Raw genomic sequence first — 8,030 nt, forward strand, 5'->3', positions numbered from 1 at the left:
ATTCCCTATCAGGGCCGTGGTAGACGACCACGTTGATAGGAGGCGTGTGGACGTGCAGCAATGCATGAAGCTTAGCCTTACTAATAGCCCGATTGGCTTAATCGCTCTCATTGATCAATGCTCATCTTCGATGAGCATCGACCTTTCTGTCCTCACGCTGTCGCGACTTCGTCGCTACGCTGCGGACGGCGCGCCAAACGATTGGCGGCTCGGCTTTGCCGGCTGCTGGTGGCGCATCAAAGGTAAAACGTGTTCTAATCAATCACTCTTCGAGTGAACCAGCTTCTCTTCACATTGCCCTTAGATGACCTGGTGGTCATGGCGGGGCGGCCGCACCCGTTCCCATTCCGAACACGGCCGTGAAACGCCCCAGCGCCAATGGTACTCCGTCTTAAGACGCGGGAGAGTAGGTCGCTGCCAGGTCTTCTAAAGGCAATGTAAAAAACAATCTTCTCATTACGAAATCTACGGCCCCTGGCCAATCCAAAGGGTCGCCCACAAGCGGCCTTTCGTCGTTTAAAGGGCTTTGCAGTTCTTCCGTTTTTGCCAAAGGCAAAAACTTGGCGCGGGGTGGAGCAGCCCGGTAGCTCGTCAGGCTCATAACCTGAAGGCCGCAGGTTCAAATCCTGCCCCCGCAACCAATCTTACCCATATCGCCAAAAGCCCCTCACTCGATCAGCTCCGTTCCAGAGCGGCGGCAAAAGTCTTAGCAAAGCTAACTCAGTATCTCACGTGACAAGCTCTCGCGGTCAGCACAGATCCTGTGCAATAGTGCGGCCGTTGGGAAAGCAGCGAGAGGGATGCTGAATATGGCAGTTGGATCTGTGGCGTCGACCGGCGGTCGCGGGTCAATTGATCCGGTCGAACTGCTCCAGAAAATCTACGGCTATTCGTCCTTTCGCGGGCAGCAGGCCGACGTCATTGACCATGTCATAGCGGGTGGCGACGCCGTCGTGCTGTTTCCGACTGGCGCCGGGAAATCGCTGTGTTTCCAGATACCCGCGCTTTGCCGCGATGGGATCGGCATCGTCGTGTCGCCGCTGATAGCGTTGATGCGCGATCAGGTGGAGGCGCTGAAGCAAGTCGGAATCCGCGCCGCAGCCGTGAACTCGTCGCTGTCGCGCGAGGCGTTTGTCGACGTTCGCCGGGATCTGGCCCGCGGCGCGCTGGATCTTCTTTATGTCACGCCGGAACGGATTGTTACGCAGGGCTTTCGCGATCTGCTCGGCAACGCCACGATATCCCTGTTCGCTATCGACGAAGCCCATTGCGTCTCCCAATGGGGCCATGATTTCCGCCCCGAATATCGCGAACTCGGTACGCTTGCCACGCTTTATCCCGGCGTGCCCCGTATGGCGCTGACAGCGACTGCCGATCCACATACGCGCGACGACATCATCGAACGGTTGGCGCTCGGTCATGCGCGTGTCTTCACCTCCTCTTTCGATAGACCGAATATTTCCTATGAGATTGTCGAGAGAAACCAGCCGCGCCAACAGCTTTTGCAGTTCCTGTCGCGCCACAAAGGTTCGAGCGGCATCGTTTATTGCCTGTCGCGTGCCAAGGTGGAGGAGACGGCCGACTGGCTGAATGGACAAGGCATTTACGCGCTGCCCTATCATGCCGGCCTAGAGCGCGATATCCGCGACAGGCATCAGGATGCTTTCCTGAAGGAAGAGGAATTGTGCCTCGTCGCCACCGTGGCTTTCGGCATGGGCATCGACAAGCCGAATGTGCGTTATGTCGCCCATCTCGATCTTCCCGGCTCGGTCGAGGCCTATTACCAGGAAACCGGCCGCGCCGGCCGTGACGGCCTGCCCTCGGAAGTCTGGATGGCCTATGGCATGGCAGATGTGATCCAGCGCGGGCGGATGATCGATGGCGGCAATTCCGCCGATGAGGTAAAGCGGGTCGAGCGCGCCAAGCTGAACGCGCTTCTCGGCATTTGCGAGACTGCCGGCTGCCGCCGTCAGGCAATCCTTGCCCATTTCGGCGAGGCCCATGGAGGGCATTGCTGCAATTGCGATACCTGCCTGAAACCCGTCGACACATGGGATGGCACGGAGGCGGCGATCAAGGCTCTGGCTGCCATTTATCGAACCGGCGAGCGCTTTGGCACCGGTCATGTCATCGATGTGCTGATGGGCAACGACAACGAAAAGACCCGGCGTTTCGGCCACACGGATATGCCCGTCTTCGGCGCAGGGCGCGACCTTCCCTTAAGGACATGGCAGTCGGTCTATCGCCAGCTTCTCGCCGCCGGCCTGATAAGGGTCGACCACGATGCTTTCGGCGCGCTGAAGCTGGAACCGGAGGCGCGGACGGTATTCCGGCACGAGCGGGAAGTCCGTTTTCGCAAGGACCGACCGACTGGCCGCAAGGCAGACAGAAATCTCTCCACAAGCGCCAAAGGTGCCCGCGCCGAGCTGGACGAGGCGGATGCCGCTCTGTTCGAGGCACTGCGCCGGAAGCGGACGGAGATCGCCAGGGAATTGTCCATTCCCCCCTATGTCGTGTTTGCCGACACGACGCTGGTCGGTTTTGCAACGCTGAGGCCGATGAGCCATGATGCCATGCTTGACGTCTCCGGCGTCGGACAGACGAAACTGGAACGCTATGGGGACGCGTTTCTAGATATCATCCGGACCCACGAATAATAACCGAGATCGCTTTTCTCCAAGCCATAACGGCAATCGCAATGCTAAAGTTTAGCAGCTCCTTGAAAAAGGAGGAGTTGACCTGACGGCGCTTGCCGGGAATTATCCTGCCGCTTTTACCCGATCCACGCCTGATTATTTTCATAGCCGGCAGTTTATGGAGCATGTTCAAGCTCCTCTTTCATTCGGCTTTGCGGTTCAATCCACCCACAAAATGGAGAGTAAAGATGAGCCTACGCATCAACGATATCGCCCCGGATTTTCAGGCTGACACGTCCAAGGGCCAGATCTCCTTTCACGAATGGATCGGGGACAATTATGCGGTCCTGTTTTCGCATCCGAAGAATTTCACGCCCGTCTGCACCACGGAACTCGGCACTATGGCGGGCCTTGCGGGCGAATTTTCCAAGCGCGGCGTCAAGATCATCGGCATCTCGGTCGATCCGGTCGAAAGCCACGAGAAGTGGAAGGGCGATATCCGCACCGCCACCGGTTTCGATGTCGATTACCCGCTGATCGGCGACAAGGATCTGAAGGTCGCCAAGCTTTATGACATGCTGCCGGCGGGCGCAGGTGAAAGCTCGGAAGGCCGCACGCCAGCCGACAACGCCACCGTGCGTTCCGTCTTCGTCATCGGCCCGGACAAGAAGATCAAGCTCGTGCTGACCTACCCGATGACCACCGGCCGCAACTTCGACGAAATATTGCGGGCGATCGACAGCATCCAGCTGACGGCAAAACATCAGGTTGCAACGCCCGCAAACTGGAAACAGGGCGAAGACGTCATCATCACGGCTGCCGTCTCCAACGAAGACGCCATCCAGCGTTTCGGCTCCTTTGATACGGTCCTGCCTTATCTGCGCAAGACAAAGCAGCCGACCGCCTGATCGAACATTCAATCGAAAGAAAGGGGAGCAGCAGCTCCCCTTTTTTATGCGCGCGGAAGATTGGCCCTTTGAACGGTCACTCGATCGTCTTCACGCCGGTATCGGCCAGTCCGCGTGTCCAGTAGCCGGCAGCTTTCAGCCAGGCAAGCGGATGGTTCCGTTTGCCGGTCAGGTAGATCTTGATCGCACGGGCAACCGATGCTTCTGCAGCCACCCACACGAATGTGTCGGCCGTCAGATCTATCCCGTCGAGCACGGAAAGGACAGGTAGTGGATCGGTGACCTCCGAAGCCGGGCGATGGACCCATTTCATCGAGAGCCGGGCAGCGGTCTCAAATCGCTGTTCTTCACCTTTGTCGGTCACGATGCCTATGGCGGTGATCGTGTCACCAGGCTTGGCCTCCTCGATCAGGCGACCGATCGCGGGAAGCGCCGTTTCGTCGCCGACGAGAACCCACTTGCTGACGCCGGTAATGACGGCCGAGCCGCGTGGCCCGGCAATCGTCACGCTCGACCCGGGCCTTGCGTCCAGCGCCCATCTGGTCGCTGGTCCTGCCTCATGCAAGGCGAAATCCAGCACCAGCCGGCCAGTCTTGTTGTCATAGGAACGCGGCGTGTAATCCCGCATTTCCATCTCGCCATCCGCGCTGGGAACGACCACCTTGACGTGATCGTCGGCACCCAGACTGGTAAAGTCCGACAGGCTTTCGCCGCTGAGCGTGATGCGCAGCATATGCGGCGTGATGTAGTCGACGGTATCTACGATAAGTTCGCGCCGCTTGATTTCATGCCGAACACGCTCGATGACGGGATAGGCCTGAGAAGGAATTGTCGCTGAATTGTCCATCATCATCCTTTTGTCTGAATTGACCACAGACTGCCGGATATAACCGCGCAGACCGTTGGTCCCTCCAATCGATCCTGCGCGTTGATTGACGTGAACGCTTACGTGCCGAACCTGAGATCGACAATACCGGATGACCTATCGCGACCGCGCGAAGCAGGCAAGTGGGTCTGCGAAAAATACTTTCCGTACGCGCTCAAGTTATTTGCGCGGTCTCACCCGAGTTCCAGCGTCGTCACGCCGAAGACACCCGCGGCCCTGACGAGGGGTGGCGTTCCGCGATACATTCGGGTCGTCTGGAAACCTCGCGCGAACCCTTCGGTGTCGAGAAACTGCGAAAATTCGACCTGGCTTGCGGGTATGTCGATATGAACAGTTTCGCCATTCGTCTCCACTGCAAAGGCACCCAGCAAGTCTCTTGCCACGGCGAAATCCGTGGCAAGGATCGGTCCTATCTTATAGCCCTCATGGCATCGGCGTGCGACGGCGTAACCGGCGATGGTGCCGTTGCGAACGAGCACCTTCGTCTGCCTCGGGAAAGCCAGCCACGAGTTCAGGAATTCCGCGCGGCTTTCTGCGAAATACTGCCTGTCGAATTCGAGCAGTGCCGGCAAATGCGCCTCTTCAAAGGAAGCGAGGTCCGGACGAGACAGATCTTCGAGCTTTCCGCTCCAGCGAAAGGTCTCGTAATCGGGTGCAAATCCCATGGATTGATAATTGGCCTTCTGTTCCGGAACCCCATCAAGGCCGACCGTGCGACCCATCAGATGCGCCATGCCGGCATCCCAGACCTGTCGTCCATATCCGTGCCCGCGAAAATCCGGATGGGCGATATAAAGGCCGATAAAGCCGAACGCGTTGCCATAGCGTACCGCCGATATGCCGGCGGTCATGATGCCATCGACAAAACAGCCGATAAAGCCATTGGCATCTGCAGCTTGAAACGCCGCCGCGTCGGCAAGTCCGGGATTCCAGCCCTCGGCCTTCGCCCAGCCGATCAGCGTCTCTATCTCCGCCAGATCAAGCGGTCGGATCACCGTCATGCTCACGACCCTGTCAGCCGGCCGGGTTCGAATGTCTCCAGCATTCCGCGGTAAGGTTTTGAGATCGGGGTCGCATAGGCGCCGCGCTTGGCGGTTGAAAGGCCGAGTGCCACCAGCGATTCCGCTTGTTTCACTGCAGCCGCAACGCCATCCACGACAGGCAAGCCAAACTCCGCGCGCAATTCGGACGTCAGATCCGCCATGCCGGCGCAACCGAGGATGATTGCTTCCGCCCGGTCTTCCTTCAGCGCCAGCGCGATCTCGTTTCGCAACCGGTCGCGGGCGTTGGAATTCGGGTCCTCCAGCGACAGGACGGGAATGTCGGCGGCGCGTACCTTGCAGCGAGACGACATGCCGTAGCGGTGGACCAGGTGCTCGAGCGGCAGGCGCGACCGTTCCATCGTCGTCACCACGGTGAATTTCTGGGCGATGAAGGCGGTCGCCGAAACCGCCGCCTCGCAAATGCCGATCACCGGCACATCGGCAAGCGCCCGCGCTGCGTCGAGCCCTGTATCGTCGAAACAGGCGATGACGACGGCATCGATGCCCTCTTTTTCGCCAGCGGCGATTTCCTTCAGCAGACCGGGAATGGCAAACACCTCGTCATAATAGCCTTCGATGGAAACCGGTCCCATCGACGAGGTGACGGCGACGATTTCCGTTTCGCGGCCGGCAACGCGGCGGGCGCTGTAGGCGATCGTCGCGGTCATGCTGGCGGTCGTGTTTGGATTGACGATGAGAATACGCATGGGCTGCATGTCACGAACGCTGTCTGCGGCGGTTGAGATGGACGATCAGGCCGAGCGTGCCGGCAATCACCAGGAAGGAAAAGACGGTCGTGACCGTGCCGAGTGCGTAGAGCACCGGCGTCGTCACATTGGTTGTCATGCCGTAGATTTCCAGCGGCAGCGTGTTGAAGGATCCTGCGGTCATCAGCGTGCGGGCAAATTCGTCATAGGAAAGCGTGAAGCCGAACAGGCCGACGCCGATCAGGCTCGGAGCTATCATCGGTAAAACGACATTCGAAAATGTCTGCCAGGACGAAGCGCCTAGATCGCGGGCAGCCTCTTCGTAAGCCGGCGAAAAACGGTTGAATACGGCAAACATGATCAGCACGCCGAAGGGCAGCGTCCAGGTCAGGTGTGCGCCGAAAGCCGACGAATACCAGGCGGGCTGCAGGCCGAGCTGGCTGAACAGCACGCCGATGCCGAGCGAAACGATGATCGAAGGCACGACGAGGCTTGCGACCGCAAGATAAAACAGCGCCGTCGCGCCGATAAAACCGCGGCGGAAGGCAAGCCCGGCGAGTAGCGAAACGACGACGGTGACCAGCATCACCATGATGCCGAGCATCGCCGAGCGGCGGAACGAGCCGCCGAAATCGCCGACCGCCTGGGTTTCGAACAGGTTGGCGAACCAGCGCAGCGACACGCCGTTGAGCGGGAAGGTGAGGCCACCATTCGGCCCTTGGAAGGACAGGATCAGCACTGCCGAAAGCGGCCCGTAGAGAAACAGCACGAAGACGGCAAAGAAGATGGCCAGCAGATAGAATTCACGGGAGCGTTTTTCTCGGTACATGTCACAGCTCCTTGCGGATATCGACGATGCGCAGGATGCCTGCCACCATCATGAGCACGAGTACCAGAAGTACGACGGCATTGGCGGCGGCGGCGGGGTATTGCAGCAGCGACATCTGGTTCTTCATCATCAGCGCAACGGACGCGCTCTGCCCGCCGGACATGATCTGAACCGTGGAAAAATCGGCCATCACCAGCGTCACGACAAAAATCGTGCCGATCGCCATGCCGGGTTTTGCCAGCGGAATGATGACGTTGGAGAGGATCTGCCAGGAGGAGGCGCCGGCGTCGCGCGCCGCCTCGACCAGCGATTTGTCGATGCGCATCAGCGTGTTGAAGATCGGCGTCACCATGAACAGCGTGTAGAGATGCACCATGGCAAGCACGACGGCGAAATCGGAATAGAGCAGCCATTCCACCGGTTCTGAAATCACCCCGGACCCCACCAGCGTCGAATTGATCAGCCCGTTGCGGCCGAGAACCGGGATCCAGGAAATCATCCGGATGATGTTGGATGTCAGGAACGGTACGGTGCAGATCAGGAACAGCACCATCTGCATCGATGTGGTGCGGATGTGGAAGGCGAGGAAATAAGCGACCCAGAAACCGATGACGAGCGTGATCGCCCAGACCAGAACGGCATATTTGAGCGTGTTGAGATAGGTTTTCCAGGTTACCCAGGAACCGAGCGTTTCCGCATAGTTCATCGTCAGGAAGTCGGGATACATCTGGGCGAAATCGTAGTCCCAGAAACTGACGACCGCGATCATGATGATCGGCAACAGAAGAAAGAAGCCGAGGATCAGCGTCAGCGGAATCGCCTGCAGATAGGAGACGACGGCAAGCGGCAGGCGAAAGCCCCTTGTCGGGCTTTCGACCTTGTCCGTCTCGGAGGATGTCATCGTCGCCATGTCTCGTATCCCTCTTCGCGGCTGAACTTCGTTTGAGGCGCAGGCCGTGCCACAGTTTTCCCTCCCCCTTGTGGGGAGGGTGGCCGGCAGGCCGGGAGGGGGGTTCGAAAA

General features: G+C 59.0%; 7 protein-coding genes, 1 tRNA gene and 2 rRNA genes. 5 read left to right on the forward strand and 5 right to left on the reverse strand.

Annotation, left to right across the window (positions count from 1 at the left end; genetic code table 11):
• The 5 genes from JNB91_RS29960 to JNB91_RS29980 all read left to right on the forward strand — a co-directional run.
• Nucleotides 1-105, forward strand: a 23S ribosomal RNA gene (locus tag JNB91_RS29960); the annotation flags it as partial.
• 203 nt (nucleotides 106-308) lie between these two features.
• A 5S ribosomal RNA gene (rrf, locus tag JNB91_RS29965) occupies nucleotides 309-423 on the forward strand.
• A 141-nt stretch (nucleotides 424-564) separates the two neighbouring features.
• Nucleotides 565-641 (forward strand) — tRNA-Met (locus tag JNB91_RS29970).
• Nucleotides 642-809: 168 nt separating this feature from the next.
• Nucleotides 810-2,657 (forward strand): DNA helicase RecQ, encoded by a 1,848-nt coding sequence (gene recQ, locus JNB91_RS29975; protein WP_223218481.1) that lies wholly within the window; start codon nucleotides 810-812, stop codon nucleotides 2,655-2,657.
• Nucleotides 2,658-2,884: 227 nt separating this feature from the next.
• Nucleotides 2,885-3,544 (forward strand): peroxiredoxin, encoded by a 660-nt coding sequence (locus tag JNB91_RS29980; RefSeq protein ID WP_220329082.1) that lies wholly within the window; start codon nucleotides 2,885-2,887, stop codon nucleotides 3,542-3,544.
• Between the two features lie 76 nt (nucleotides 3,545-3,620).
• Here the strand turns inward: JNB91_RS29980 and JNB91_RS29985 are convergent, their stop codons facing one another.
• From JNB91_RS29985 to JNB91_RS30005, 5 genes are all read right to left on the reverse strand, one after another.
• Nucleotides 3,621-4,394 (reverse strand): siderophore-interacting protein, encoded by a 774-nt coding sequence (locus JNB91_RS29985; RefSeq protein ID WP_430736379.1) that lies wholly within the window; start codon nucleotides 4,392-4,394, stop codon nucleotides 3,621-3,623.
• A gap of 209 nt (nucleotides 4,395-4,603) precedes the next feature.
• On the reverse strand, nucleotides 4,604-5,431 hold the full coding sequence (locus JNB91_RS29990) for a GNAT family N-acetyltransferase (protein WP_220329083.1): 828 nt from the start codon (nucleotides 5,429-5,431) through the stop codon (nucleotides 4,604-4,606).
• 2 nt (nucleotides 5,432-5,433) lie between these two features.
• Nucleotides 5,434-6,180, reverse strand: coding sequence for an aspartate/glutamate racemase family protein (locus JNB91_RS29995; protein ID WP_220329084.1), 747 nt, complete (start codon nucleotides 6,178-6,180; stop codon nucleotides 5,434-5,436).
• Nucleotides 6,181-6,190: 10 nt separating this feature from the next.
• Nucleotides 6,191-7,009 carry an ABC transporter permease gene (locus JNB91_RS30000; RefSeq protein WP_220329085.1) on the reverse strand — a complete coding sequence of 273 codons (819 nt, stop codon included), beginning with the start codon at nucleotides 7,007-7,009 and terminating at the stop codon, nucleotides 6,191-6,193.
• A gap of 1 nt (nucleotide 7,010) precedes the next feature.
• Complete coding sequence (locus JNB91_RS30005) at nucleotides 7,011-7,919, reverse strand: ABC transporter permease (RefSeq protein ID WP_220329086.1); 909 nt, start codon at nucleotides 7,917-7,919, stop codon at nucleotides 7,011-7,013.
• Between the last annotated feature and the right edge of the window lie 111 nt (nucleotides 7,920-8,030).

Origin of the sequence: Aliirhizobium wenxiniae, assembly GCF_019511445.1 — a bacterium.
Lineage (GTDB): Bacteria > Pseudomonadota > Alphaproteobacteria > Rhizobiales > Rhizobiaceae > Neorhizobium > Neorhizobium wenxiniae_A.

Excerpts from the sequence above, each read along its gene's own strand:
- recQ (WP_223218481.1), top strand. The coding sequence starts at position 810 with ATGGCAGTTGGATCTGTGGCGTCGACCGGCGGTCGCGGGTCAATTGAT.
- JNB91_RS29980 (WP_220329082.1), top strand. The coding sequence starts at position 2,885 with ATGAGCCTACGCATCAACGATATCGCCCCGGATTTTCAGGCTGACACG.
- JNB91_RS29985 (WP_430736379.1), bottom strand. The coding sequence starts at position 4,394 with ATGATGGACAATTCAGCGACAATTCCTTCTCAGGCCTATCCCGTCATC.
- JNB91_RS29990 (WP_220329083.1), bottom strand. The coding sequence starts at position 5,431 with ATGACGGTGATCCGACCGCTTGATCTGGCGGAGATAGAGACGCTGATC.
- JNB91_RS29995 (WP_220329084.1), bottom strand. The coding sequence starts at position 6,180 with ATGCGTATTCTCATCGTCAATCCAAACACGACCGCCAGCATGACCGCG.
- JNB91_RS30000 (WP_220329085.1), bottom strand. The coding sequence starts at position 7,009 with ATGTACCGAGAAAAACGCTCCCGTGAATTCTATCTGCTGGCCATCTTC.
- JNB91_RS30005 (WP_220329086.1), bottom strand. The coding sequence starts at position 7,919 with ATGGCGACGATGACATCCTCCGAGACGGACAAGGTCGAAAGCCCGACA.